The 25,277-nt window shown below is 61.0% G+C and carries 22 protein-coding genes; 11 read left to right on the top strand and 11 right to left on the bottom strand.

Features of this window, described 5'->3' with window-relative positions:
- Nucleotides 1-17: 17 nt before the first annotated feature.
- The 7 genes from pqqF to AC1UK9_RS25765 all read left to right on the top strand — a co-directional run bounded on the left by pqqF (nucleotide 18) and on the right by AC1UK9_RS25765 (nucleotide 7,743).
- On the top strand, nucleotides 18-2,435 hold the full coding sequence (gene pqqF / locus AC1UK9_RS25735) for a pyrroloquinoline quinone biosynthesis protein PqqF (protein WP_482578720.1): 2,418 nt from the start codon (nucleotides 18-20) through the stop codon (nucleotides 2,433-2,435).
- 168 nt (nucleotides 2,436-2,603) lie between these two features.
- On the top strand, nucleotides 2,604-2,678 hold the full coding sequence (pqqA, locus tag AC1UK9_RS25740; RefSeq protein WP_003444522.1) for a pyrroloquinoline quinone precursor peptide PqqA: 75 nt from the start codon (nucleotides 2,604-2,606) through the stop codon (nucleotides 2,676-2,678).
- A gap of 81 nt (nucleotides 2,679-2,759) precedes the next feature.
- Nucleotides 2,760-3,671: a pyrroloquinoline quinone biosynthesis protein PqqB gene (gene pqqB / locus AC1UK9_RS25745; RefSeq protein WP_482578721.1), complete on the top strand. Its 912-nt coding sequence runs from the start codon at nucleotides 2,760-2,762 to the stop codon at nucleotides 3,669-3,671.
- 138 nt (nucleotides 3,672-3,809) lie between these two features.
- A complete protein-coding gene (gene pqqC / locus AC1UK9_RS25750) occupies nucleotides 3,810-4,562 on the top strand; it encodes a pyrroloquinoline-quinone synthase PqqC (protein ID WP_025108598.1) in 753 nt (250 codons plus the stop codon).
- Nucleotides 4,559-4,834: a pyrroloquinoline quinone biosynthesis peptide chaperone PqqD gene (gene pqqD, locus AC1UK9_RS25755; RefSeq protein ID WP_025108597.1), complete on the top strand. Its 276-nt coding sequence runs from the start codon at nucleotides 4,559-4,561 to the stop codon at nucleotides 4,832-4,834. The genes pqqC and pqqD overlap by 4 nt, the downstream gene beginning before the upstream one ends.
- Nucleotides 4,827-5,966 (top strand): pyrroloquinoline quinone biosynthesis protein PqqE, encoded by a 1,140-nt coding sequence (pqqE, locus tag AC1UK9_RS25760; protein WP_482578722.1) that lies wholly within the window; start codon nucleotides 4,827-4,829, stop codon nucleotides 5,964-5,966. The genes pqqD and pqqE overlap by 8 nt, the downstream gene beginning before the upstream one ends.
- Nucleotides 5,932-7,743, top strand: coding sequence for an alpha/beta hydrolase family protein (locus tag AC1UK9_RS25765; protein WP_482578723.1), 1,812 nt, complete (start codon nucleotides 5,932-5,934; stop codon nucleotides 7,741-7,743). Before pqqE ends, AC1UK9_RS25765 begins: the two co-directional genes overlap by 35 nt.
- 133 nt (nucleotides 7,744-7,876) lie before the next feature.
- Here AC1UK9_RS25765 and AC1UK9_RS25770 read toward each other — a convergent pair whose 3' ends face one another.
- Together AC1UK9_RS25770 and AC1UK9_RS25775 are read right to left on the bottom strand one after the other, a co-directional pair.
- A complete protein-coding gene (locus tag AC1UK9_RS25770; protein ID WP_003228885.1) occupies nucleotides 7,877-8,035 on the bottom strand; it encodes a YqaE/Pmp3 family membrane protein in 159 nt (52 codons plus the stop codon).
- Nucleotides 8,036-8,231: 196 nt separating this feature from the next.
- A complete protein-coding gene (locus AC1UK9_RS25775) occupies nucleotides 8,232-9,515 on the bottom strand; it encodes an aspartate aminotransferase family protein (RefSeq protein WP_025108594.1) in 1,284 nt (427 codons plus the stop codon).
- Between the two features lie 169 nt (nucleotides 9,516-9,684).
- Between AC1UK9_RS25775 and AC1UK9_RS25780 the strand changes: the two genes are divergently transcribed.
- Nucleotides 9,685-10,599: a LysR family transcriptional regulator gene (locus AC1UK9_RS25780; protein ID WP_025108593.1), complete on the top strand. Its 915-nt coding sequence runs from the start codon at nucleotides 9,685-9,687 to the stop codon at nucleotides 10,597-10,599.
- 227 nt (nucleotides 10,600-10,826) lie between these two features.
- On the opposite strand, the gene AC1UK9_RS25785 is transcribed toward AC1UK9_RS25780, so the two are convergent.
- The 9 genes from AC1UK9_RS25785 to bioB all read right to left on the bottom strand — a co-directional run bounded on the left by AC1UK9_RS25785 (nucleotide 10,827) and on the right by bioB (nucleotide 21,388).
- Nucleotides 10,827-12,605 carry an acyl-CoA dehydrogenase C-terminal domain-containing protein gene (locus AC1UK9_RS25785; protein WP_482578724.1) on the bottom strand — a complete coding sequence of 593 codons (1,779 nt, stop codon included), beginning with the start codon at nucleotides 12,603-12,605 and terminating at the stop codon, nucleotides 10,827-10,829.
- A gap of 199 nt (nucleotides 12,606-12,804) precedes the next feature.
- Entirely contained in the window at nucleotides 12,805-14,094 is a 1,290-nt protein-coding gene (locus tag AC1UK9_RS25790; RefSeq protein ID WP_025108591.1) for a GGDEF domain-containing protein, read from the bottom strand.
- Between the two features lie 192 nt (nucleotides 14,095-14,286).
- Nucleotides 14,287-16,092, bottom strand: coding sequence for a phenylacyl-CoA dehydrogenase (locus tag AC1UK9_RS25795; RefSeq protein ID WP_025108590.1), 1,806 nt, complete (start codon nucleotides 16,090-16,092; stop codon nucleotides 14,287-14,289).
- Between the two features lie 276 nt (nucleotides 16,093-16,368).
- Nucleotides 16,369-16,665, bottom strand: a complete 297-nt coding sequence (locus tag AC1UK9_RS25800; RefSeq protein ID WP_003228898.1) for a hypothetical protein — start codon at nucleotides 16,663-16,665, stop codon at nucleotides 16,369-16,371.
- Nucleotides 16,666-16,774: 109 nt separating this feature from the next.
- Nucleotides 16,775-17,455 carry a dethiobiotin synthase gene (bioD, locus tag AC1UK9_RS25805; RefSeq protein WP_473013754.1) on the bottom strand — a complete coding sequence of 227 codons (681 nt, stop codon included), beginning with the start codon at nucleotides 17,453-17,455 and terminating at the stop codon, nucleotides 16,775-16,777.
- Nucleotides 17,452-18,264: a malonyl-ACP O-methyltransferase BioC gene (bioC, locus tag AC1UK9_RS25810; protein WP_473013755.1), complete on the bottom strand. Its 813-nt coding sequence runs from the start codon at nucleotides 18,262-18,264 to the stop codon at nucleotides 17,452-17,454. Before bioC ends, bioD begins: the two co-directional genes overlap by 4 nt.
- Nucleotides 18,257-18,988 carry an alpha/beta fold hydrolase gene (locus AC1UK9_RS25815; RefSeq protein WP_482578725.1) on the bottom strand — a complete coding sequence of 244 codons (732 nt, stop codon included), beginning with the start codon at nucleotides 18,986-18,988 and terminating at the stop codon, nucleotides 18,257-18,259. Before AC1UK9_RS25815 ends, bioC begins: the two co-directional genes overlap by 8 nt.
- Entirely contained in the window at nucleotides 18,981-20,159 is a 1,179-nt protein-coding gene (bioF, locus tag AC1UK9_RS25820; RefSeq protein WP_482578726.1) for an 8-amino-7-oxononanoate synthase, read from the bottom strand. The genes AC1UK9_RS25815 and bioF overlap by 8 nt, the downstream gene beginning before the upstream one ends.
- 173 nt (nucleotides 20,160-20,332) lie before the next feature.
- On the bottom strand, nucleotides 20,333-21,388 hold the full coding sequence (bioB, locus tag AC1UK9_RS25825) for a biotin synthase BioB (protein WP_482578727.1): 1,056 nt from the start codon (nucleotides 21,386-21,388) through the stop codon (nucleotides 20,333-20,335).
- A 91-nt stretch (nucleotides 21,389-21,479) separates the two neighbouring features.
- On the opposite strand from bioB, the gene AC1UK9_RS25830 reads away from it, so the two are divergent.
- The 3 genes from AC1UK9_RS25830 (at nucleotide 21,480) to AC1UK9_RS25840 (ending at nucleotide 25,154) form a co-directional block, all read left to right on the top strand.
- Nucleotides 21,480-22,220 carry a phosphoribosyltransferase family protein gene (locus AC1UK9_RS25830; RefSeq protein WP_482578728.1) on the top strand — a complete coding sequence of 247 codons (741 nt, stop codon included), beginning with the start codon at nucleotides 21,480-21,482 and terminating at the stop codon, nucleotides 22,218-22,220.
- 196 nt (nucleotides 22,221-22,416) lie between these two features.
- Nucleotides 22,417-23,181: a TOBE domain-containing protein gene (locus AC1UK9_RS25835; RefSeq protein WP_025108583.1), complete on the top strand. Its 765-nt coding sequence runs from the start codon at nucleotides 22,417-22,419 to the stop codon at nucleotides 23,179-23,181.
- A gap of 71 nt (nucleotides 23,182-23,252) precedes the next feature.
- Nucleotides 23,253-25,154 carry a PhoX family protein gene (locus AC1UK9_RS25840; protein ID WP_482578729.1) on the top strand — a complete coding sequence of 634 codons (1,902 nt, stop codon included), beginning with the start codon at nucleotides 23,253-23,255 and terminating at the stop codon, nucleotides 25,152-25,154.
- Nucleotides 25,155-25,277: the final 123 nt, after the last annotated feature.

Genomic DNA, 25,277 nt, shown 5'->3' on the forward strand with positions numbered 1-25,277 from the left:
CTGTTCTGGAAGTGCCCATGCCTGCGCCGACTCACCCCCGCCCTCACACTGAAACCCTGGCCAACGGCTTGCGCGTCACCCTGCGTCATGTGCCTGGTTTGAAGCGCAGTGCCGCCGCGTTGCGGGTGGCTGCCGGTAGTCATGACGTGCCACTGGAGTGGCCGGGACTGGCGCATTTCCTCGAGCATTTACTGTTTCTCGGTACCGAGCGGTTTCCGCCCGATCAGGCCCTGATGGCCTACGTGCAAAGTCATGGCGGCCAGGTGAATGCCAGCACCCGCGAGCGCACGACGGATTTCTTCTTTGAACTGCCGACCTCGGCTTTCGGCGCCGGGCTTGAGCGTCTGTCAGACATGCTCGCCCACCCGCGTATGAATCCGGACGATCAGTTGCGTGAACGCGAAGTACTGGACGCAGAATTTGTCGCGTGGTCGCAGGATCCCACAGCGCAGCAGGCACTTTCCTTGTACGAGGGTTTGCCGGCGACGCACCCGTTGCGTGGCTTTCATGCGGGCAATCGCGACAGCCTGAAGGTTGAGCAACCGGGGTTTCAGCAGGCGTTGAAGGATTTCCATCAGCGCTTCTATCGCAGCGGGCAAATGACCTTGAGTGTGGTCGGGCCGCAAAGCCTTGAAGCGCTGCGCACACTGGCGCAGCAGTTCGCTGCGGCGCTGCCGGTTGGGGATAACGTTTTGCAGGCCGCAACCCAGCCACTGCAAGTAACAAGTTATCAACAGGTCGGTGGGCAGCACTGCAATCTGCTGTTTGCCTTCGAAGCGCTGCCCGACACCTGCGTCGAAGCGCTGGCGTTTCTCTGTCATTGGCTGAACAGCGCCAAACCCGGCGGCCTGCTCGCCTATCTGCGCCAACAACATCTCGCGGACAGCCTGAAAGCTACACCGCTGTACCAGTTTGCAGGGCAAGCCTTGCTGCATCTGCAATTCGCTGCCCCTGCCGAATCGCTGAAGGCTATTGGCCAACAGGTGCTGGATTGGCTGAGCTTCTTCGCCGCACAGCAGGACTGGGCAGCGCTGCGCGAGGAGTACGCCAACCTGCTGGAGCGTCAGCAGCACGTCAGTGGCGCACTGCAACTGGCGCGCCTCGACAGCGAACAGCTCGAACACGGCTTGTCGGAAAACGGCGTCGTCGCCCTCAAGCAGATCCTGCGCGACATGGGTGTTGTGGATAACTTCAGCGCGCACTGGCATCTGCCTGCCGCCAATCCCTTCCTCGGATCGAGCGAACCACTGGCCAATGCCGGGCTGATTCGCGGTCAAACCAGCGCCCATCGAGGCCTGCGCACATTTGCCCAGGATCGCTCACGCAGCCGCCGCGAACGCTCGCCGATGCAGTTCACCCAGACCTCGGCGGATACCGCTGATGAAGGGGCGATTTACCTGCGCTGGCAGTTGGAAGCGGCGGCAACGACCGACCTGCACGGCAAGCTGCAACGCAGTCTGCGGGAAATCCGGGAGGACGCACGCCAAGCCGGGGTCGAGTTGTCGCTCAGTGCCAGCGGCACGCAATGGCTGCTGAAACTGACTGGGCTGCAAGAACCGATGCCCAGCGTCCTGGAACATGCGCTGAAATGTCTGGCGCAAGTCGATGCCGATTCTCCGAGCGCAGAGCCAGAAGCAGCGTTGATACCGATCCGCCAGTTGCTCAAGGCCTTGCCGGAACATTGCCTGCCAGCGGCGGTGCAATCGGACGACGCCCAACAGCTGTGGACAACTTCTCGCTGGGACGGACTGGCTCTGGGCCTTAGCGCACAGACGCAATCCGCCATGGGCCTGGCCCTGAGCCGCATTCCCGGCATCCCGGACAAGCAAATCCCGGTATCGCCCGCCAGCAATGCTCGACACGTATGGAGCCACATCGACACAGCCTCCAGCGAACATGCGTTGCTGCTGTTCTGCCCGACCGCGAGCCGCGAGATCGCCGACGAGGCCGCCTGGCGATTGCTCTCGCAGCTGTGCCAGACCCCGTTCTATCAGCGCCTGCGGGTCGAATTGCAGTTGGGTTATGCGGTGTTCAGCGCCTTGCGGCAGATACACGGCCAGACTGGATTGCTGTTTGGTGTGCAATCGCCCGATGTCGCGCCAGTGGTGTTGCTCGACGCTATCCAGCAGTTTCTCGCCAGCATTACGGGGCTGATCGAACGTCTGGATGACCACAGTTTCAAGCAACTGCGCCAGTCACTTGCAGAACAATTCAACGAGAACAATCTGTCCGCCAGGGATGCCGCCGATTTGCTGTGGCAGGCCAGACTCGCAGGCCACTCGTCGGATTATCTGGCGCAACTGGTCGCAGCCATCGCCCAACTGGAACGTCCGGCACTGCTGGCGGCAGTACAACGCTTGATCGGCGCCGAGGGCGGCTGGCACTGTCTGGCCAGCAGCGCGTCACCGGGCGCACCGTGGCAAGCGGCAAAATGATCATTACTCAGGCTGCAAGGAGCTTTCTCAAAGATTCACGGGCAATCACCTGGAAATTTTGAGTAACATAGCAGCCTAACTATTTGGAACATCCCTGCGCTGCCGTGGACTATAACTATGGACAGCGCTATCCCATCCACCGCATCACCCACTTGAAGGAGTCACCTCATGGCTTGGACCAAACCGGCTTACACCGACCTGCGTATCGGCTTCGAAGTCACCATGTACTTCGCCAGCCGCTGAGTTCTGCCTACGCAGACTTGCAGTGCAACGCCTCGGCTCGCCGGGGCGTTTTATTTTCAGCGTTGAAAGATGGGAGCGTTCATGTTCGTCCAGATTCTGGGTTCGGCCGCCGGTGGCGGTTTTCCGCAGTGGAACTGCAACTGCGTCAATTGCGCAGGCTTTCGCGACGGCAGCCTGAATGCCAAGGCCCGCACCCAGTCGTCCATCGCGATTTCCGACGACGGCGTGAACTGGGTGCTGTGCAACGCTTCACCGGACATCCGCGCGCAACTGCAGAGCTTCGCCCCGATGCAACCGGGCCGCGCCCTGCGTGACACCGGTATCAGCGCGATCATTCTGATGGACAGCCAGATCGACCACACCACTGGCCTGCTCAGCCTGCGCGAAGGCTGCCCGCATCAGGTCTGGTGCACGGACATGGTTCACGAAGACCTGAGCACCGGTTTCCCGCTGTTCAAGATGCTCACCCACTGGAACGGCGGGCTGGACTGGAACCGCATCGAACTCGACCAAAGCTTCACCGTCGCCGCCTGCCCTAACCTGCGCTTCACTCCGCTGCCACTGCGCAGCGCCGCGCCGCCCTACTCGCCGCACCGCTTCGACCCGCACCCGGGCGACAACATCGGCCTGATCGTCGAAGACCTGAAGACGGGCGGCAAGCTGTTTTATGCGCCGGGTCTGGGCAAGGTTGATGCGCCGCTGCTGGAGATCATGGCTGGCAGCGATTGCCTGCTGGTGGACGGCACGCTCTGGGACGACGATGAAATGCAGCGCCGTGGCGTCGGCACCCGCACCGGTCGCGAGATGGGCCACCTGGCGCAGAACGGCCCCGGCGGCATGCTCGAAGTGCTGGAGCAATTACCCAAGCAGCGCAAAGTGCTTATCCACATCAACAACACCAACCCGATTCTCGATGAAGATTCGGCGGAGCGTGCGGAGCTGGCGCGGCGTAATGTTGAAGTGGCGTATGACGGCATGAGCATTGTGTTGTAAGCCTTTGAGACCGCTGCGCGGTCTATCGCGAGCAGGCTCACTCCTACATTGGACGCGATCACCTGTAGGAGTGAGCCGGCTCGCGATGAGGCCCGACCAGACAACACTGAATCCAACGGTTGTTCCCGGAGAACAGACATGACTGACACGCCAATGTCCCCCACCGAATTCGAAGCAGCCCTGCGTGCCAAAGGCGCCTATTACCACATCTACCACCCCTATCATGTGGCGATGTATGAAGGCCGGGCCACCCGCGAACAGATTCAGGGCTGGGTCGCCAACCGCTTCTACTATCAGGTGAACATCCCCCTGAAAGACGCGGCGATTCTCGCCAATTGCCCGGATCGCGAGATCCGTCGCGAGTGGATTCAACGCCTGCTCGATCACGACGGCGCCCCCGGTGAAGACGGTGGTATCGAAGCCTGGCTGCGCCTCGGTCAAGCGGTCGGCCTCGACCCGGATCAACTGCGCTCTCAGGAGCTGGTATTGCCCGGCGTGCGTTTTGCCGTCGATGCCTACGTCAACTTCGCCCGCCGGGCCAGTTGGCAGGAAGCCGCCAGCAGCTCGCTGACCGAGTTGTTCGCGCCGCAGATCCACCAGTCGCGTCTCGACAGCTGGCCGCAGCATTACCCGTGGATCGACCCGGCCGGTTACGAGTACTTCCGCACCCGCCTCGGTCAGGCACGGCGTGATGTCGAGCATGGGCTGGCGATCACGCTCGAGCACTACAAGACCCGCGAAGGCCAGGAGCGCATGCTGGAAATTCTCCAGTTCAAACTGGACATTCTTTGGAGCATGCTCGATGCCATGAGCATGGCCTACGAACTGAACCGCCCGCCGTATCACAGCGTCACCGCACAACGGGTCTGGCACAAAGGAATCACCCTATGAGTTTCGATCGCAGCAAGACACCGACCTGGCGTCCCGGCTACCGCTTCCAGTACGAACCGGCGCAAAAAGGTCACGTGCTGCTCTACCCCGAGGGCATGATCAAGCTCAACGACAGCGCCGCGCTGATCGGTGGATTGATCGACGGTGAACGCGATGTCGCAGCGATCATCGCCAAACTCGATGAGCAGTTCCCCGGCGTGCCCGAGCTCGGTGACGACATCGAGCAATTCATGGAGGTTGCCCGTGCACAGCACTGGATCACCCTTGACTGATCTGCCGCCCAAGCCTGACGTCGGCCTGCCGCTGTGGCTGCTCGCCGAGCTGACCTACCGCTGCCCGCTGCAGTGCCCGTACTGCTCCAATCCGCTGGATTTCGCCGAGCAGGGCAAAGAGCTGAGCACCGAGCAGTGGATCAAGGTCTTCCGCGAAGCGCGGGAGATGGGCGCGGCGCAACTGGGCTTTTCCGGTGGCGAGCCGCTGGTGCGCCAGGACCTTGCCGATCTGATCCGTGAAGCGCGGCAGTTGGGTTTCTACACCAACCTGATCACCTCTGGCATCGGCTTGACCGAGCAGAAAATCAGCGACTTCAAGAAGGCTGGGCTCGATCACATCCAGATCAGCTTCCAGGCCAGTGACGAGCAAGTGAACAACCTGCTCGCCGGCTCGAAAAAGGCTTTTGCACAGAAGCTGGAAATGGCCCGGGCGGTGAAGGCCCACGGCTATCCGATGGTGCTGAACTTCGTCACCCATCGGCACAACATCGACAAGATCGACCGCATCATCGAGCTGTGCATCGCGCTTGAGGCCGACTTCGTCGAACTCGCCACCTGCCAGTTCTACGGCTGGGCGCAGCTCAACCGGGTCGGCCTGTTGCCGACCAAGGAACAACTGGTGCGCGCCGAACGCATCACCAACGAATACCGCGCCAAACTGGAAGCCGAAGGGCATCCGTGCAAGCTGATTTTCGTCACCCCGGACTACTACGAAGAACGCCCGAAAGCCTGCATGAACGGCTGGGGCAGCATCTTTCTGACGGTCACCCCGGACGGCACAGCCCTGCCCTGCCATGGTGCCCGACAATTGCCGGTGCAATTTCCCAATGTGCGCGATCACAGCATGCAGCACATCTGGTACGACTCGTTCGGCTTCAATCGCTTTCGCGGTTACGACTGGATGCCCGAGCCGTGCCGTTCCTGTGACGAGAAAGAAAAAGACTTCGGCGGCTGCCGCTGCCAGGCGTTCATGCTCACGGGTGACGCGAGCAATGCCGACCCGGTGTGCAGCAAATCCGAACATCACGGCGTGATTCTCAAGGCCCGCGAAGAAGCCGAGCACGCCACCCAAACCATCGAACAACTGGCCTTCCGCAATGAACGAAACTCACGCCTCATCGCCAAGGGCTGAGCCTTTCAGCGCCTCGCAAGCCGTCGCCGCCGGAATGGATTTCGCCGAACTGCAACTCGGTGCCAAGGGTTTGTTCTGGAATGAATATCGCCCGGAAGATGCCGCGTGCAGGATCTGGCAGTGGCGCGACGGCGTGGCGAAATGTCTGACGCCTGCGGGTTTCAGCGTGCGTAGCCGGGTGTACGAATATGGCGGTGGCGCGTTTGGTCTGACGCCGAACGGGGTGGTTTTCGTCAATGAGGCAGACCAGCAGCTGTATCGGCAAACACTGGAAGGCGCGCCTCAAGCGCTGACATCCGGCGAGTGCCGTTATGGCGATCTGCACGTTGCCGACGGGCAGGTGCTGGCGGTCGAGGAACTGCGCGACCAACACCGGCTCGTAGCGATTGATCTGGCTGAGGGAACCCGGTATTTGCTGGCAGAAGGCGCGGATTTTTACGCTGCGCCGATCATCAGCGCCGACGGTTCGCGACTGGCCTGGATCGAGTGGAGCCGGCCGCATCAGCCGTGGACCTCAACGCGGCTGATGGTGGCTGAGCGCCTGACTGACGGTGCATTCAGTTCCCCGCGATGCGTGGCGGGTGCCGAGATTGAAGAGTCCATTCAGCAACCGCGATTCGATGGCGAAAATCGCCTGTATTGCCTGACCGATCGCGGTGGATTCTGGCAGCCATGGGTTGAAACCTCCGACGGTTTGAGACCATTGCCAGCCGCGCAGGCCGATCATGCGCCCGCGCCGTGGCAACTGGGCGGCTGCACCTGGCTGCCTGTCGAGGATTTGTTTTTGGCTAGCTGGAGCGAAGGCGGTTTTGGCCGGCTGCTGCTCGGCAATGAAGACTTCACCGGCGCTTACAGCCGCTTCCGCCATCTGGCGCTGGATCAGCAATTCATCTACTGCATTGCCGCCTCGCCGATCAGCCCTTCGGCGGTCATCGCGATTGATCGCGCTACTCGCGAAGTCAACGTACTGGCCGGCGGCGTGGCGCCACTGCCCGCCGAACGCATCAGCCGTCCGCAAACGCTGCGCTATCCGAGCGGCTCGGGCGAGGCCCACGGCTTCTTCTATCCGGCGATGAACGACGAAGCCAGACCACCGCTGGTGGTGTTCATCCACGGCGGCCCGACTTCGGCTTGCTATCCGATGCTCGACCCGCGCATTCAATACTGGACGCAACGCGGTTTCGCCGTCGCCGACCTCAACTACCGTGGCAGCAGCGGTTATGGCCGCGAATATCGCCAGGCCCTGCACCTGAGCTGGGGCGACGTGGATGTCGAGGACGCCTGCGCGGTGGTGGCGTATCTGGCGGAACACGGCTTGATCGATGGCGAGCGCGCCTTCATCCGCGGCGGCAGCGCCGGGGGTTACACCACGTTGTGCGCGTTGGCGTTCCAGCAGGTGTTCCGCGCGGGCGCGAGCTTGTATGGCGTCAGCGACCCGGTGGCACTGGCCCGCGCGACACACAAGTTCGAAGGCGATTACCTCGACTGGCTCATCGGCGATCCCGAGCAGGACGCCGAGCGCTACGCCGTCCGCACGCCTTTGCTGCACGCGAGCAAGATTGGTGTGCCGGTGATTTTCTTTCAGGGCGAACTGGACGCCGTCGTCGTGCCGCAGCAGACCCGCGACATGGTCACGGCACTGGAGCGCAACGGCATTGCGGTCGAGGCGCATTATTACGCTGATGAGCGCCACGGCTTTCGCCGTGCAGTGAATCAGGCGCATGCGCTGGAGCAGGAGTGGACGTTTTATCGGCGGGTGATGGGGTTGGCGGACTGAGCACCGCATTTACTATTCGGAATTGCGGTGTCCCAATCGCGAGCAGGCTCACTCCTACAGGATTTGTGAACGACACCGATCCTCTGTAGGAGTGAGCCTGCTCGCGATGGCTTTGTATCAGACGCCGCAATGCTCAACGCTTGGCGATGATGTACACCGCATGCACGATCCCGGGAATGTAGCCACACAGCGTCAGCAGAATGTTCAACCAGAACGCCCCGCCAAACCCGACCTGCAGAAACACACCCAGTGGCGGCAACAGAATGGCGATGATGATACGAATGAAGTCCATGGGTCAGCTCCTGATTGGGGGTTGGCTCACTTGAGCCATACAAGCTAATCGACCCGTGCCGTTCGTCAGGGTTCAGTGCCGTTGCTATTTGATCGCCACTACCCAGGACAAAAAAACGCCCCACGTCAAAAGAATCAGGCGTGAGGCGTGCGTTATACCGCGAGACGGTTCTTGAAATCAGGTGGGAAACTTCGGATCAGACGGCAATCCCTTTGCGACACTGCAATTGCGCGGTGCGCACCCGCGAGAAGGCGCGGGTCAGGCGCAGGAGCATCTCGTCGATATTGGCCTTGCTGACGGTGAGCGCCGGCGTGAAGCGCAGGCAATTGGCTTGTGGCGCGTTGAGCAGCAGGCCTTCATGCAAGGCTGCATGGACCACGGCATCGGCAGAATCTTCGGACAGGCTCAGGCCCCAGAACAACCCTTGCCCACGCAACTCGCCATGGCCGTAACGGTGTGCCAACCTCGCGAGGCCTTCGCGCAGGTACTGGCCATGGTCGTTGACTTGCTGCAGAAACGCCCGGTCCTGCACGCTGTCGAGCACCACCAGACCGGCCGCAGTCATCAGGGCGTTGCCGTGATGGGTGCCACCCAGTTCGCCTGCCTCGAAACAGCAAGCCTTGCCCCGCGCCAGCAGCGCCGCCAGCGGCACGCCACCACCGAGACCCTTGCCGAGCACGACGATGTCCGCGCGGACGCCGTAGGACTGTTCGGCGAGCAAGGTGCCACAGCGACCGATACCGGTCTGTACTTCGTCGAGAATCAGCAGAATGCCCAGTTCGTGGCACAGCCGCTCAACGCCTTTGAGGTAATGCTCGGTGGCCGCAATCACCCCGGCATCGCTCTGGATCGGTTCGAGCATGATTGCCACGGTTTGCGCATCGACAGCCGCATGCAGCGCCGGCAAGTCGTTGAATGGCACCCGATCGAAACCCGGCAACAGCGGAGCAAAGCGGTTGTGCAGGTTGCAACTGTCCGACGCCGAAATCGTTGCCAGACTGCGCCCGTGACAGCCTTGCTTCGCCACGATGATCCGCGACGCGCCGCCACGATGCAGCTGGCCCCATTTGCGTGCCAGTTTGATCGCCGCCTCGCAGGCCTCACTGCCGCTGTTGAGCAAATAGGCCTGATCGCTTGAGGTGCTGGCACACAAACGCTCGGAGAGGCTGAGCATGCCGCGATTGTGCAGATTGAAACCGGGATTGATCAGCGCCTGAGCCTGGCTGGCAATGGCTTTGACCAGTGCCGAAGGACTGTGCCCCAGACTGTTGGCGCCGCCGGCCTGAGCGAAGTCCAGATAGGCGCGGTCATTGCTGTCCCACAGCCACGAGCCCTGGCCGCGCACGAATACCTGCTGCGGGCGTTCGACGCTGGGCATCAGGCGTTCGGCATTCAGGCTCTCGCCTGCATCGGGTGGGTTGGCCTCGAACGCAAGGTCATCAAGACTTGGCGTCTGACGCCGCAAACTGAACAGATTCATTGAAAAAAACCTCGTTCAAGGTTTTTTGAACTGCCTATGTAAACACTCTCGAAGCAAACGCTATTCATCGCGCTCTCTGGCCCTGTAAGCCTTGTGATTGCGGTTAGACTAGGCTTACAGAGGGCTTCGGGCCATTTCGATTTACCAGCATTTTCGATAAGCATTACTTATGGATTTCAAACAACTGCGTTATTTCGTCGCGGTCTACGAAGAAGGTCATGTCGGCCGGGCTGCCGAGCGTCTGTCGATCTCGCAACCGGCGCTGTCACAGCAGATCCGCCAGCTCGAACAGAACCTCGATGTCACCCTGTTCGAACGCAGCAGCAAACGCCTGCTGCCGACCCTGGCTGCACACACGTTGTACAACCACGCCCTGCCGCTGCTCGATGGACTGCAACGGGCGCGTGAGGCGCTGGGCAACTTCAAGGGCCAGGCGGTGCGCACCTTGGCGATTGGTGTGCTGCAAACCGTACACACCAGCCTCGTGCCACAAATGCTCGAGCGGGTGCGCAAGGCGCAGCCACATCTGGTGGTGCAGATTTATGAATTGACCGGACTTGAGATCGAACGACGATTGCTCAATGGTTCGCTGGACATCGGCATCAGCTATCTGCCACCCCGACAGCCCGGGCTGCATGGCGTGATGCTGTACGAAGATGAGCTGACGCTGGTGATCCCGGCAGATCATCCATTGCGTGAGTTCAAGAAGGTCTCGATGCGTCAGGCCGCCGAGTTGCCGATGTTATTGCTGGGTGAAGAGTTCCAGATCCGGCAGATCTGGCAGGCGCAACTGAGCAGCCTCGGCCGTCGTCCGCAGGTGCAGGCCGAGCTGAACAATATGGTGGGGATTCTCGACAGTTTGCCGCACACCAAGCTGGCGACGGTGCTGCCAGGGCGCTCGCAAAAAGAATACGACGATCAGGATCTTCTGTGGAAGCCACTGAGTGAGCCACGAGTGCCGCTGAAGGTTGGCCTGGTGTGTCGCGACGTGCAACGCCAGCAGGCCTCTTTGGCGCTGCTACGGACATTGCTGGAGGAGGTGATGGAACGTGAAGTGAAACCGGCGCTGGATCCCCTGGCCTGAACACTTTTCTTCAGGCAAAAGAAAACCCCGCCGAAGCGGGGCTTTGCAGACTGTTTCCCTGACATCCATTTCACTCCGCCACCCTGGCAGAATCCTACGTGTCCGTGTTGTTGCTTTGCGCTTCCTGCGCGACGTCCATGAGTTGTAGATTAGCTGTGGATCCAATCTACGCCTATGGGAGAACAGCAGCACGTCATGTAAGAAAATGCTTACATGACGTTACATCATCAGAACTGCTCAGCGCTCAGCAGGAACAGCGATTCGCTGCCAGCCTTCACCGACGCGCTCAACGAGTGAATACGCGGCAGCAGACGGGCGAAATAGAACCGTGCGGTGCCCAGCTTGCTGGCGTAAAAATCGTCCTGCGCTTCCTTGCCCAGCGAAGCTTTGGCCATCAGTGCCCACATGTAGGCGTAGGAAACGTAGCCAAACGCTTGCAGATATTCGACCGAGGCCGCGCCGATTTCGTTCGGATTGGTCTTCGCCCGATCCAGCAGCCACGCAGTCAGCTCGTCAAGCGTGCCGACGGCATCGTTCAACGGCTTGGTGAATTCGCCCAGGTCAGCGCTGGCCGTCGCGGTGAAGTGGCGAATCTCGTCAGCGAACAGCTTGTAGAACGCGCCGCCACTGCCCACGATCTTGCGCCCGACCAGGTCCAGCGCCTGAATGCCGTTGGTGCCTTCGTAGATCTGGGTGATGCGCACGTCACGCACCAGTTGCTCCTGGCCCCACTCGCGGATGTAACCATGACCGCCGAAAATCTGCTGGCCGTGAACGGTGGTTTCCAGGCCCAGGTCGGTGAGGAACGCCTTGGCCACCGGAGTCAGTAAGGCCACCAGATCTTCCGCACGTTTGCGGGTCGTGGCGTCTTCACTGAACTTGGCGGTATCGAGCTGCATCGCCACGTAGGTGGAGAATGCACGGCCACCTTCGTTCGACGCTTTCATGGTCAGCAGCATGCGACGCACGTCCGGGTGGACGATGATCGGGTCAGCGACCTTGTCCTTGTTCTGCGCGCCGGTCGGCGAACGGCTCTGCAGACGATCGCGGGCGTATTCAACGGCGTTCTGATAGGAACGCTCGCCGCTCGCCAGGCCTTGAATGCCGACGCCCAGACGCTCGTAGTTCATCATGGTGAACATCGCCGCCAGGCCCTTGTTCGACTCGCCGACCAGATAACCCACAGCTTCGTCGAAGTTCATCACGCAGGTCGCGGACGCCTGGATGCCCATCTTGTGTTCGATCGAACCGCAGGTCGCCGGGTTGCGCGCGCCCAGGCTGCCATCGGCATTGACCATGAACTTGGGCACCAAAAACAGTGAAATGCCTTTCGGGCCGGCTGGTGCGTCCGGCAGTTTCGCCAGCACCAGGTGAATGATGTTTTCGGTCAGATCGTGTTCACCGCCGGTGATGAAGATCTTGGTGCCGCTGACCTTGTAGGAACCGTCGGCCTGAGGTTCGGCCTTGGTGCGGATGATGCCCAGGTCGGTGCCGGCGTGCGGCTCGGTCAGGCACATGGAGCCGGCCCAGATCCCGGCGTACATATTCGGCAGGTACGCCGCTTTCAGCTCTTCGCTGGCGTGGGCGTTGATCGACAGGCAGGCACCGGCGGTCAGCATCGGGTACAGACCGAAGGACAGGCTGGCGGAGTTGACCATCTCTTCGACTTGCGCCGAAACGGCTTTGGGCATGCCCATGCCGCCGTAGGCCGGATCGCCACCGACGCCAACCCAGCCGCCTTCGGCGTAAGTCTGATAAGCCTGTGGGAAACCGGCCGGCGTGGTGACGGCGCCGTCCTTCCAGTGGCAACCTTCTTCGTCAGCTGCACGGCTCAGCGGCGCGATGCTTTTGCTGGTGACCTTGCCGGCCTCTTCGAGAATGGCCTCTACGGTTTGGGCATCGACGGTCTCGGCCAATGCCGGCAGTTCGGCCCAGAGTTTGGCGACTTCGAATACTTCATTGAGGACGAAGCGCATATCGCGCAGCGGCGCTTTGTAGTCAGCCATGGCAAACCTCGCAAGATCTAAACAGGTGATTCGTGGAAGAGTGTTTTCGTTGAGGCCGAGTGTACCTCAACAACTTTTGTGACACATAGGGTCAGGCAGTGACTGTTTTGTTATTTTTGGTCACCAACAGTTCAACTAAAAACAAAGCCCGCAATCAGCGGGCTTATTAGTGAAGAGCGGCCATTGAGCAGAGCGCAGTTCAGCCTGCCGCAGCGTCCATGCGTACCGCACCGCGACGGTTCTGACCGAATGCCATCACGCAGTTTCGGCCCGCACCCTTGGCGCTGTAGAGGGCCTGGTCGGCGGATTTGAGCACTTCTTCGGGGGTGCGCTGCTCAAGGCGTTCAGCGACGCCGATACTGACCGTGACCGACACACTGGACGCGCCGGAACCTGATCGCCGCTGCCGTCCTTGCTGATCATCCTGTGGACGGTTTTCCTGATTGCGCAGCTGAATGTTGTAGGAGGCAATCGACTCGCGAATCACTTCCAGGTGCGGCATGCACTCCTCAAGGGTTTTGCCTGCAAACACCAGGGCAAACTCCTCACCGCCATAGCGATACGCCCTACCGCCACCGCTGATTTTCGACAGCTTGCTGGCGACCAGCCGCAGCACCTGGTCACCCACATCGTGACCGTGGGTATCGTTGAATTTCTTGAAATGATCGACATCGCTCATCGCCAGCACATAGTTGCGCCCCAGACGCTGCATGCGCTCATTCAGCGCGCGACGTCCCGGCAACCCGGTGAGCTCGTCGCGGAAGGCCATTTGATAAGCCTCGTGCGCCACGGCAGCGGCAATCATGAGCATCACCTGGCTGCACATGATGTTCAGGGTAAACGGCAGGATGAAGGTTTTCGGCAGCATCCAGAACACGCCGAGCAACCCGACCAGTTGCGCCGCATGCAGCGGGCGCGGATTGCGCCAGTATTGCCAGGCCAGCAGCAGGAACGCCGAGAGGAACACCGGATAGGACATCTGGATCAGGCTCATCCAGGCGCCGTGCAGCGCAGGCCAGCGGATCTCCGAGAGCCACATCAGCAGCGCCTGCGGATAACTCTGCTCAAGTCCGAGGGCAACACTGCCAAAGGCCAGCAGCACGGCGAAGCGCGCGACCATGTCCTGAAACAGATGGGTACGCTCCTGCCACGCGGCGAACAGCCCGAACAGCAACGGCAGCAGCAGGCAGACCAGATGGAACACCACGGCGGCGTCTTCGCGCACTTTGCCGTTGTCGCGGTAATAGTCGGTCTGGGTGTCGAGCAAAAAGTAGGCGATGTACACCGTGAGCATCAGAAACAGTTCACGTTGACGTCGGTAAACCGCGCAGTAAGCGCCGCCCAACAGCAACACCAGAGTCGGCAGCACGTTGAACAGCGAAGTGAAGAACACATTGAGGTCTTTGACGTACGCAGCCGCCAACCCCGCGAGTAACAACAGCAGTGAAGGTAGAAAATGACTGAAACGTACAGCGGAAGAACGCGGCAAGGGTAAAGCTCCGACCCGTCATATCAAAGAGATGGCATTGTGCCTGCAATGTGGCCAGTTAAGCACACACAATGTGATCCAGATCACACGCAGTCTCTTTAACGGCAGAAAACCCGGGTTTCTGAGCGATTTTGAAACAAAAAAACCGCTACCCCCAAGGGAGCAGCGGTTTTCGTCAGACCGCGTTAAGGCTTAGTAGCCCAGCGCGAAGTCTTCTTCCTTCATGTCCATCAGGTTGTTGGCGCCCGACAGCATGGTGGCCACGTGAGTGCGGGTACGTGGCAGGATGCGCTGGAAGTAGAAGCGCGCGGTTTGCAGCTTGGCAGTGTAGAACGCTGCGTCGCCGGTGCCTTCTGCCAGCTTCTCGGCTGCCAGACGCGCCATGTCGGCCCAGAAGTAGGCCAGGCAGGCGTAACCGGAGTACATCAGGTAGTCCACGGAAGCCGCGCCGACTTCTTCGCGATCTTTCATGGCAGCCATACCGACCTTCATGGTCAGCTCGCCCCACTCTTTGTTCAAGGCCGCCAGCGGTGCGACGAACTCTTTGACGGCTTCGTTGCCTTCGTTGTTCTGGCAGAACTTGTGGACGATCTTGGTGAAGCCTTTGAGAGCCTCGCCTTGAGTCATCAGCACTTTACGGCCCAACAGATCGAGTGCCTGAATGCCGGTGGTGCCTTCGTACAGCATCGAAATGCGGCTGTCGCGAACGTTCTGCTCCATGCCCCACTCGGCGATGAAGCCGTGGCCGCCGTAGATCTGCACGCCGTGGTTGGCGGATTCGAAACCGACTTCGGTCATGAATGCCTTGGCGATTGGCGTCATAAACGCCAGCAGCGCGTCGGCCTTCTTCTTCTCTTCTTCATCGACGCCGTATTTGACGATGTCGACCTGCTTTGCGGTGAAGTACACCATCGCGCGGTTGCCTTCGGCGAATGCCTTCATGGTCAACAGCATGCGGCGCACGTCAGGGTGCACGATGATCGGGTCAGCGGCCTTGTCCGGCGCTTTCGGGCCAGTCAGGGAGCGCATTTGCAGACGGTCGCGAGCGTATTTCAGGCCGCCTTGGAAACCGATTTCGGCGTGGGCCAGACCTTGCAGTGCGGTGCCCAGACGAGCGGTGTTCATAAAGGTGAACATGCAGTTCAGGCCTTTGTTCGCCGGGCCGATCAGGAAACCGGTGGCGCCGTCGAAGTTCATCACGCAGGTGGCGTTGCCGTGGATACCCATCTTGTGTTCCAGCGAACCGCAGCTCACTGCGTTGCGTGCACCGAGGGTGCCATCAGCATTGGGCAGGAACTTTGGAACGATGAACAGGGAAATGCCTTTGGTGCCAGCCGGAGCATCCGGCAGGCGAGCCAGTACGATGTGGACGATGTTGTCGGCCATATCGTGTTCGCCGGCCGAGATGAAAATCTTGGTGCCGGAGACTTTGTAGGAACCATCAGCCTGAGGTTCGGCTTTGGTGCGCAGCATGCCCAGGTCGGTGCCGCAGTGCGGCTCGGTCAGGCACATGGTGCCGGTCCACTCGCCGGAAACCAGCTTGGTCAGGTAAGCGTCCTGCTGCTCAGGGGTACCGTGCTCGGAGATGGTGTTCATCGCGCCGTGCGACAGGCCTGGGTACATGCCCCACGACCAGTTGGCCTCGCCAACCATTTCGCTGACTGCCAGACCCAGCGACTCAGGCAGGCCTTGGCCGCCGTGCTCTACGTCATGCGCCAGGCTTGGCCAGCCGCCTTCGACAAATTGCTTGTACGCCTCTTTGAAGCCAGTCGGGGTTTTCACGCCGGACTCGCTCCAGGTGCAGCCTTCGAGGTCGCCCACGCGGTTCAGCGGTGCCAGTACCTGCTCACAAAACTTGGCGCCTTCTTCGAGAATGGCGTCAACCATGTCCGGCGTTGCGTCGGCGCAAGCCGGAAGGCTCTGATAGTGCGCTTCGTAGCCGAGCAGTTCGTCACGAACGAAGCGAATATCACGCAAGGGGGCCTTGTAGTCAGGCATAGCGATAAACCTCTGCTGATGTAACCGGGAATGAACGACCGTGTTGATTTGTTGTGACGGTCAAACAGTTGTTTGAAACATACGTTTACGCCGAAATCTTGTCAAGCATCGATCTTTTGCCGTTCGTCATCACTGCTTTCAAACCGCCGGACACAGCAAACCGCCATGCACGGCAATGCGTCATGGGCGATAGAAAAGATTAGTTGAGGGAGAAGGACTTACAACGAAAAACGCCGCGACAAGGCGCGGCGTTCAGCAAACAGGAGGCGAGAAAAATCAGGCAAACGTATCGATGATCGTCCCGAGCATTTCATCGGAAGCCTTGGCGACTTTGGTGCCCAGCTCCACTTGGAACTTGCCTTGGGCCATCTCGGCCATGGCGCTGCCCGGATCCATCTGCTGGCTGCGGTCGATACCGCGCAGACGATCCACTTGCGCCTCGGAAGACTGGCTGGTGACCGAACGCTCGATGGTGTTGTTGGCAATCTGGCTGGCGGCCTGATCGACGCGGTTCTGCCCGGTCTGAATGGTGCTCAAACCCGCATAAAAAGCTGTGTTACCGGAGATTTCCATGGGAGTTCTCATCCTTGGGAAGGATCAATGGTTGCCATTGAAGCAGACGCGCCAGAAAAACACTCGTCAAAAATACTGATGGCACAGTGCCTTGTCATAGCCAAAAACATTAATCGAGCAAATCCAGCTGCAAATGATCAGCCACTGCCTCGGCGCTGGGTGACTTCAATTTCGGCACGCGCCCCAGGCACGGTGCCGGTAGCCGTTCGGCCAGCGTCGCCAGATTCTCCTCCAGCCGCGATGTCTTCGGGTCAATGATATTGGCCACCCATCCGGCCAGTTGCAGCCCATCGCGAGCGACCGCCTCCGCCGTCAGCAAGGCATGACTGATGCAGCCCAACCGCACACCCACCACCAGAATCACTGGCAGCTTCAATGCAATCGCCAGGTCCGAGAGATTGGCCTGATCCGCCAACGGTACCCGCCAGCCACCCGCGCCTTCAATAAGGGTGAAGTCGGCATTCATGGCGAGAATCTCGCGCATCGGTGCCAGCAACGATTGCACCGTCAGCGCCACGCCCGCCTCGCGCGCTGCCAGATGCGGAGCGATAGCCGGCTCGAATGCCACCGGATTGACCTGTTGATACGTCAGCGGCACCGAACATTCGGCCAGCAGCGCCAGCGCATCGGCATTGCGCAGCCCCTTGGGCGTCACTTCGCAGCCAGAGGCCACCGGTTTACCCGCCGCCGTACTCAGTCCTGCCGTCCGTGCCGCATGCAGCAACCCGGCAGCCACAGTCGTCTTGCCGACATCAGTGTCAGTCCCGGTGATGAAATAGGCTGCGCTCATAAGGGCTTCTCCAACACGGCGTAAACCACCTGATAGGTCGCCGGCAATCCCTGTGCCTGACGGTACTGCTCATAAGCCTCGACCAGACCGAGAATCCGCGCCCGCCCGGTCAAACCACCCGGCCGACCGGGGTTCAGATTGTGCGCGCCCAGTGCCTTGAGTTCGTGGGTCAGGCTGCGCACATCCGGGTAATGCAGCACATGCGCCTGATTCTGCAGACTCACCGTGCGCAGACCACTGTCCGAGCACAACTGCTGATAACGGGCGAATTCGCGGAAGCGGTTGACGTGCACCAGGCCATCGACCTGACGCCAGCTATCACGCAGTTCGTACAACGTCCCTACACAAAGACTAGCAAACGCAAAAATCCCACCGGGTTTCAGCACGCGAAAAGCCTCACTGAGCACCGACTCGAAGTCCGCACACCACTGCACCGCGAGGCTGGAGAAAATCAGATCACACGTCGCCTCCCGCAGCGGCAGACGCTCGGCATCACCGGCGATGAAATGCTCGGCGCCACCCAACGGCCGCGCGTGTTCGAGCATGCCCTCGGCGATGTCCAGCGCCAGCCCCTGCCCCGCGATAAAATGCTCAGCCAATGCACGAGTGAAATACCCGGTTCCGCAGCCCAGATCCAGCCAACGTGATGGCACCCAACCCGTCGGCAAGCGTTGCAACAACTGCGAACCGACATCACGCTGCAACTCGGCGACGCTGTCGTAACTGGCCGCTGCACGGGAAAAAGAGGCCGCGACCTGGCGCTTGTCGGGCAAGCCGCCGGGCAGCGCAACAACAGACAAATCAGTCATCACCGCACTCATGTAGAAAAGCCTGGATCGCACCCGCCACGCCGTGGGGGTCCTCCAGAAGAAACGCATGACTGGCCTGTTCGATCAGGCCGATTTCGATGTCCGGCAGCAGCGCGAACAATTCACCCGCTGCCTCCGCAGGCACCAATCCGTCCTGCCCGGCGAACAGGTGCAACTGCGGGCCGCGAAAGGCCTGCAGCGCATCCCGCGTGTCCATTTGCGCGAGCAACTGGAGCCCGGCCATCAATACCGCCGGCGCCGTGTTCGGCGCACCGCCGAGCATCAGTCGCGACAAACCGCGCGGGTCTTGCGCACCCTGGGCACACAGCAGCGAGAAACGCTTGAGGGTAGTTTTCGGATCGGCCGTACAGCCGGCGAGAAACGCATCGAACGTCTCGCCCGGCATCGCACTCGGCCACTGCCCGTGGGCAACGAAGGATGGATTGCTCGCCAGCGTCAGCACACCGCAACAACGCTCGCCACGCCGCGCCGCCAATTCACAAGCAAGCATGCCGCCCAGCGACCAGCCACCCAGCCAGGCATCCTGAGGAATACGCTCATCGAGTTCGTCGAGCCATTCCTGCAGATCGCGGGAGTCCAGTTCCGGCAACGGCTCGATCTCGACATGCAGATGCTCGTCGAGCCCCTGCAACGCCGCCGCCAAAGGCTCCAGAGGCGAAACACCGAGCCCCCAGCCGGGCAGCAGAATCAGGCGATTACGCATGGCTTGGCTCCGACGAGAGTTGGGCAAAGCAATCGTCCAGCCCCTCTAACAATAGCTGCACCTGCGCTTCGCTGTGGGCGGCGGTCAGGGTCACGCGAAGACGCGCGCTGCCGGCGGGCACGGTGGGCGGGCGGATTGCGGTGACCATCAAACCGCGTTCGCGCAGCATCTGCGACAGGCGCACGGCGCGACCGGCATCGCCAATCAGGATGGGCTGGATCGGGGTGAAGCTGTCCATCAACTGCAGACCGATTTGCTCAGCGCCATGGCGGAACTGACGGATCAGCGTCTGCAAATGTTCTCGGCGCCAATGTTCCGTGCGCAGCAACTCCAGACTTTTCAGCGTCGCAGAGGCCAGCGCCGGTGGCTGGCTGGTGGTGTAGATGTACGGTCGGGCGAACTGGATCAGGCTTTCGATCAGTTCCTCGCTGCCGGCAACAAATGCGCCCGCGGTGCCGAACGCCTTGCCGAGGGTACCGACCAGCACCGGCACATCGTCCTGGCTCAAGCCGAAATGCTCGACGATTCCGCCGCCATTGGCGCCCAACGGGCCGAAGCCATGAGCATCGTCGACCATCAACCACGCGCCCTTGGCTTTCGCTTCCCGAGCCAATGCCGGTAGGTCGGCAATGTCGCCGTCCATGCTGAACACCCCGTCGGTGACCACCAGCGTGTTGCCGGTGGCTTTCTCCAGGCGCTTGGCCAGGCTGTCGGCGTCATTGTGCAGATACCGATTGAAACGCGCGCCAGACAACAGGCCCGCATCGAGCAGCGAGGCGTGGTTGAGCCGGTCTTCGAGCACGGTATCGCCCTGCCCGACCAGCGCCGTGACCGCGCCGAGATTGGCCATGTAACCGGTGGTGAACAACAGCGCACGCGGTCGGCCCGTGAGATCGGCCAGTGCTTCTTCGAGTGCATGGTGCGGACCGCTGTGGCCGATCACCAGATGCGACGCCCCGCCACCGACGCCCCAGCGACTGGCACCGGCGCGCCAGGCTTCGATTACCTGCGGGTGATTGGCCAGGCCCAGATAGTCGTTGTTGCAGAACGCCAGCAGCGGCTGGCCGTCGACCACCACTTCAGGCCCCTGCGGGGATTCGAGCAGCGGGCGCTGGCGATAGAGGTTTTCGGCACGGCGGGCAGCAAGGCGTGCGGCGAGATCGAAAGACATGCAGGCCTCGAAAGTCAGATCACATGGGCAGAAGGTGCACAGTTAATGTGAGAGCGGGCATGCTCGCGAATACGTACTGACATTCAACAAAAAGGCTGACTGATCCAGCGCATTCGCGAGCAAGCCCGCTCCCACAGGGTGTTGTGTTCCTTCAGTAAAACTCGGGGCGCGCTTCAGACCGCAGCGTTATAGAACTGCTCGCTGCTCTTCTGCTCCACCAGCGCCTGCTCGATCGCGGCCTGATGCACTTCATCGGAATGCTCTTCACGCGCTCCCGGTTGAATGCCCAGGCGGGCGAACAGTTGCATGTCCTTGTCGGCCTGCGGGTTGGCGGTGGTGAGCAGTTTGTCGCCGTAGAAAATCGAGTTGGCACCAGCAAAGAATGCCAGCGCCTGCATCTGCTCATTCATCGCCTCGCGGCCAGCGGACAGACGCACGTGGGATTGCGGCATGAGGATGCGCGCCACCGCCAGCATGCGGATGAAGTCGAACGGATCGACGTCATCAGCGTTTTCCAGCGGCGTGCCAGCGACTTTCACCAGCATGTTGATCGGCACCGATTCCGGATGCTCCGGCAGGTTGGCCAGTTGAATCAGCAGATTGGCGCGGTCATCCAGCGATTCGCCCATGCCGAGGATGCCACCGGAGCAGATTTTCATCCCCGACTCACGTACGTAGGCCAGGGTTTGCAGGCGCTCGCTGTAGGTGCGGGTGGTGATGATGCTGCCGTAGAACTCGGGCGAGGTGTCGAGGTTGTGGTTGTAGTAATCCAGACCGGCCTTGGCCAGCGCCGCCGTCTGCTCCTGGTCGAGACGGCCAAGGGTCATGCAGGTTTCCAGGCCCATGGCCTTCACGCCTTCAACCATCTTCAGCACGTACGGCATGTCTTTGGCCGACGGGTGTTTCCACGCTGCGCCCATGCAGAAACGCGTCGAGCCGATGGCCTTGGCGCGGGCAGCCTCTTCGAGGACCTTCTGCACTTCCATCAGCTTTTCTTTTTCCAGGCCGGTGTTGTAGTGACCGGACTGCGGACAGTATTTGCAATCTTCCGGGCAAGCACCGGTCTTGATCGACAGGAGGGTCGAAACCTGCACACGGTTGGCGTTGAAATGCGCGCGGTGCACCGTCTGTGCCTGGAACAGCAAGTCGTTGAATGGCTGTACGAAGAGGGCTTTGACTTCGGCTAAAGACCAGTCGTGACGCAGGGTGGCAGAGGTGCTGGCGCTCATGGGCAGTTCCTTGGTTATGCTTGGCTGGCGGCTGCGGGAATGGAATACCCACAGGCGCGACACGGATGTTCGGCATATTTAAGGAAGAGCCATGCGCTGTCAACCACGATACGAACAAGAGGTTTACATCTGTTTAAAAAACGCACAATCCTGCTTGCTGTGCGATGAGCCCGCAGAAGCAGAAATGCCAATCTGCGTCGCCTGCGAAACCGAATTGCCCTGGCTCGGCGACCACTGCCAGACCTGCGCCCTGCCATTACCCGGCACTGGCCTGACCTGCGGCGAGTGCCTGCTAGAGCCGCCAGCGTTCGAACAGGTCATTGCGCCGTGGCGTTATGACTTCCCGGTGGACAGCCTGATTACGCGCTTTAAACACAACGCGAAATGGCCGTTTGGTCACCTGCTCGCCGACGTTGCCGGACAATACCTGCAACATCGCTTCGAAGAAGGATTGCCGCGTCCCGACGTGTTGTTGCCGGTGCCGCTGGCAAACAAACGCCTGCGTCAGCGCGGGTTCAATCAGGCGGCGATGTTGGCGCGATGGCTGAGCCAACAGCTCGAGCTGCCTTTTGATGAACATGCCCTGCGGCGGACACACGACACCGATGCCCAGCAGGACCTCGACGCCAAGGCGCGCAAACGCAATTTACGTAACGCCTTCGCCTTGGCGCCCGACGTTGATGTCAACGGTCGGCATGTCGCGTTGATCGATGATGTGCTGACCACCGGTGCAACGGCTCAGGCATTGGCGCGACTGTTGAGGGACGCAGGGGCGGCGAGAGTCGACGTTTACTGCCTGGCCCGCACGCCAAAACCGGGAGATACCCAATAATCTGAAACCATCGCAATTCCCCCCTATGGGAACGGGCTTGCTCGCGAAGAGGCCCGCACAGCCAGAACCTATGGTGACTGACACCCCGCCTTCGTGGGCAACACCGCTCCCACAGGGGAGACAGCGTGTGGCTTGACTCTTAGGGTTCAAACCGCCAACTTCCTATTCCACCGCCACCGCGAAAAAGCGCCCATTCATGTCCCTGCCCTCCCTGTTGTCCCAGCACATCGTCCGTCGTCCGCAGCGCATTGCGTTGCTGCAGCATATTGCCGAGCAGGGCTCGATCACCCGCGCCGCGAAAAGCGCCGGGCTGAGTTACAAGGCGGCCTGGGATGCGATCGATGAGCTGAACAACCTGGCGCAGAAACCGCTGGTGGAGCGCGCCGTCGGTGGCAAGGGCGGTGGTGGCGCCAGGTTGTCCAGCGAAGGCGAACGGGTGCTGCGTCTGTATCAAAAGCTGCAAGCCTTGCAGGCTCAGGTCCTGGAGGCCGCCGAAGACGCCAGCGATCTCGATCTGCTCGGTCGGCTGATGCTGCGCACCAGCGCCCGCAACCAGTTGCACGGCAAGGTCGTGGCCATCGAAGGCGCGGGACGCAATGACTTGATCCGCCTCGAACTGGCCGAAGGCCTGTGCATCGATGCGCAGATCACCCACGACAGCACGGTGCACCTGGAGCTGCAACCGGGCACCGAAGTAGTGGCACTGATCAAGGCCGGCTGGCTTGAATTACTGGCTGCAGATCAAGCCGCAACATCCGGACACAATCTTCTGAACGGCACCATCGAGGCTATTCTCGATGCCGAGGATGGCCCCAGCGAAGTGCGCATCGCCCTGCCCAACGGCCAGACACTCTGCGCTCTGGCAGAGCCGCTGCAGCTTCGCACTCGCGGGCTGAGTGTCGAGCAACCGGTGCAGGTACAGTTCTCGCCGTCCAATGTGCTGATCGGCGCACCGCTGTAACGGACTTTCTGCAACAAAAGCTTCATCGCCCCCCATTAAGGTTGCTGCCAAAACCAAGCAGGGAGCCTGATGTGAGCCTATTAGAAGAAAACCAATCCACTGATCTGGAAAAGATGGTCGGCCTCAGCCGTCGCGGTTTCATCAGCGCCGGCGCGCTCTGCGGCGCGGCCATGTTCCTCGGCGGCAACCTGCTCAGCCGCAGCGTACTGGCCTCAAGCGTCAGCGCCGGCAACAGTCGTCTGCTGGGTTTCGAGAGCATTCCAGCCGCGACCACCGACGTCATCAGCCTGCCGAAGGGCTACCGGTCCTCGGTGTTGATCAGTTGGGGGCAACCGCTGCACAAGAACGGCCCGGCCTTCGACCCGAGCGGCAATGGCACCGCCGCTGCCCAGGAAGTGCAGTTCGGTGACAACAACGACGGCATGAGCCTGTTCGCCTTCCCCGACGACAGAAACCGCGCGTTGATGGCGATCAACAACGAATACACCAACTACCGCTACCTCTATCCGCACGGCGGCATGCCGCAATCGGCCGAAGACGTGCGCAAGGCGCTGGCCTGCGAAGGCGTGTCGGTGATCGAAGTGCAGCGCAAGAACGGCCAGTGGCAGTTCGTCCAGGGCTCGCGTTACAACCGGCGGATTCACGGCAACTCGCCGCTGCGCATCAGCGGCCCGGCCGCCGGCCACGATCTGATGAAAACTGCCGCCGACAAACACGGCAAGAAAGTCCTCGGTACCTTCCAGAACTGCGCCAACGGCAAGACGCCGTGGGGCACTTATCTGACCTGCGAAGAGAACTTCACCGACTGCTTCGGCAGCAGCAACGCCCAGCAGCAGTTCGATCCGGCGCAGAAGCGCTACGGCGTGTCGGCTGCCAGCCGCGAGATCAACTGGCACCCGTTTGACCCGCGTTTCGACATGGCGAAGAACCCCAACGAACTCAACCGTCACGGCTGGGTGGTCGAGATCGACCCGTTCGACCCGCAATCGACCCCGGTCAAACGCACCGCGCTCGGCCGCTTCAAACACGAAAACGCCGCGCTGGCCGAGACCGACGACGGGCGCGCCGTGGTGTACATGGGCGACGACGAGCGTGGCGAGTTCATCTACAAATTCGTCAGCCGCGACCGCATCAACCACCGCAACCCGAAAGCCAACCGCGACATCCTCGACCACGGCACCCTGTACGTGGCGAAGTTTGATAACGGCGACAGCAACCCCGATCACCCGAAAGGCCAGGGCCAGTGGATCGAACTGACCCACGGCAAGAACGGCATCGACGCCAGCAGCGGTTTCGCCGATCAGGCCGAAGTGCTGATCCACGCGCGCCTCGCCGCCAGTGTGGTCGGCGCCACGCGCATGGATCGCCCGGAGTGGATCGTGGTCAGTCCGAAAGACGGCCAGGTTTATTGCACCCTGACCAACAACGCCAAACGCGGCGAGGACGGGCAACCGGTGGGCGGGCCGAATCCGCGCGCGAAGAACGTCTACGGGCAGATCCTGCGCTGGCGCACCGACCGCGACGATCACGCCGCAAAAACCTTCGCCTGGGACCTGTTCGTGGTGGCCGGCAATCCGGGGGTGCATGCCGGCACGCCGAAGGGTGGTTCGTCGAACATCACCGCGCAAAACATGTTCAACAGCCCGGATGGTTTAGGCTTCGACAAGGCCGGACGCCTGTGGATTCTTACCGATGGTGATTCAAGCAACGCCGGGGATTTTGCCGGGATGGGCAACAACCAGATGCTCTGCGCTGACCCCAAGAGCGGTGAAATTCGCCGATTCATGGTCGGGCCGATTGGCTGTGAAGTTACCGGGATCAGCTTCTCGCCGGACCAGAAAACCCTGTTTGTCGGGATTCAGCATCCTGGGGAGAACGGTGGTTCGACCTTCCCTGAGCATCTGCCGAATGGCAAACCGCGGTCTTCGGTGATGGCGATTACCCGCGAGGACGGTGGAATAGTCGGCGCCTGATCCATCGACTTCGCGATCACGTCGAATCGTCACCGCCCCTCCCACAGTGAAACTCCTGCGTGGATACAGTCTTCCACACACCAGAGATCTACTGTGGGAGGGGGTTGCTCCCGAAGGGGCCCT

The organism is Pseudomonas sp. AK-TSAG1-1, from assembly GCF_056821665.1.